General features: G+C 62.1%; 2 rRNA genes. Both read right to left on the bottom strand.

Annotated features, from left to right (window positions below):
• A 23S ribosomal RNA gene (locus tag ACTQZF_RS09150) occupies positions 1 to 1161 on the bottom strand; the annotation flags it as partial.
• Between the two features lie 400 nt (positions 1162 to 1561).
• Positions 1562 to 1663 (bottom strand): 16S ribosomal RNA (locus tag ACTQZF_RS09145); the annotation flags it as partial.

Here is a 1663-nt window from a genome sequence, read left to right as displayed (position 1 = left end):
ATGGCTGCTTCTAAGCCAACATCCTGGTTGTCTGGGCGGACGCACATCCTTTGCCACTCGGCTGGAACTTGGGGACCTTAGCGGGCGGTCCGGGCTGTTTCCCTCTCGAGCACACAGCTTAGCCCACATGCTCTGACTGCCGCGCTCTGGGCCGCCGGCATTCGGAGTTCGGTTGGATTCGGTAGGCGGCGAAGCCCCCTCGTCCATCCGGTGCTCTACCTCCGGCGGTGAACGCGCGACGCTAGCCCTAAAGCTATTTCGGGGAGAACGAGATATCTCCGGGTTTGATTGGCCTTTCACCCCTATCCGCAGGTCATCGCCGCCGTTTTCAACCGACGTGCGTTCGGCCCTCCACGGGGTCTTACCCCCGCTTCAGCCTGCCCACGGATAGCTCACCCGGCTTCGCGTCCGCGGCGCGGGACTCAAGTCGCCCTGTTAAGGCTCGCTTTCGCTACGGCTCCCTTTCGGTTAACCTCGCCCCGCGCCAGCGACTCGCTGGCTCATTCTACAAAAGGCACGCCGTCACACCGTAAAGGTGCTCCGACTGCTCGTGGGCGCACGGTTTCAGGTACTGTTTCACTCCCCTCCCGGGGTGCTTTTCACCTTTCCCTCACGGTACTGGTGCGCTATCGGTCACAGGGTAGTACTCAGGCTTGGATGGTGGTCCACCCAGGTTCGGACCGGGTTTCACGTGCCCGGCCCTACTCAGGGACCGCGTCGCGCCGTCCGGTCTGGGTTCGCGTACGGGGCTGTCACCCGCTGCGGCCGGCCCTCCCATGCCGTTCCGCTCCCCAGCCGGACCTGCGCCCGGGGGCGGCAGCCCCCGGATGCGCGGCCCTGCAACCCCGCCGGCGGAACCCCTGCCGGGTACGCCCGCTCGACGGTTTGGCCATCGGTCCCCTTTCGCTCGCCGCTACTCGGGGAGTCTCGAGATTGATTTCCTCTCCTCCGGGTACTTAGATGTTTCAGTTCCCCGGGTTGTCCTCCCCGGCCCTATGCGTTCAGGCCGGGGATATGCACACTGCTGTGCATGGGTTCGCCCATTCGGAGACCCCCGGGTCGAAGGATGTGTGCTCCTCGCCGGGGATTATCGCAGCTTGCCGCGTCCTTCATCGGCTCCCTGTGCCAAGGCATCCGCCGTGCGCCCGTGGTATCTTGCGGGACCGCTCCGGGCCCGCGGGATATCCACGTGTCGCTAATATAAATTAATCGATATCATGAATAGCGCTCTCATGTCGCAATTCGGGTATCTCATACCGCGGCACAGCGTGTTCCACTGTGCTCGCGATCAGATGCTCCTCACTCATCAATGAGTGAATTCCTCTTGTTTGGATCGGATGAATGATTGCTATCATTCTCTGTTTAGATCGCAGAAAAGAATCGAGTCTGGAAGAGGATACTCTTCCATCTCTCTCCTATCGCTATGCGGCTCTCAAGGTACGCGGGTGCGACCCCGGGGACCGGGTGCTGCGGGGACGTATCCGGGCCAGACATCCACCGGACGGGCTCCTGCCCTCCATTCGAGTTAAAGTGTTTTCTCTCTAAGAATGTGTCTCCCTAGAAAGGAGGTGATCCAGCCGCACCTTCCGGTACGGCTACCTTGTTACGACTTCACCCCCCTCACCCTCCACACCTTCGGCGCCTCCCCCCTCTCGGTTGGGCC

The sequence above is a fragment of the Collinsella sp. LCP19S3_H3 genome (assembly GCF_052119145.1).
In the GTDB taxonomy this organism is placed as follows: domain Bacteria; phylum Actinomycetota; class Coriobacteriia; order Coriobacteriales; family Coriobacteriaceae; genus Collinsella.
Note: the sequence above shows the minus strand (reverse complement) of the source record. Positions and strands in the feature narration are given on the sequence as shown.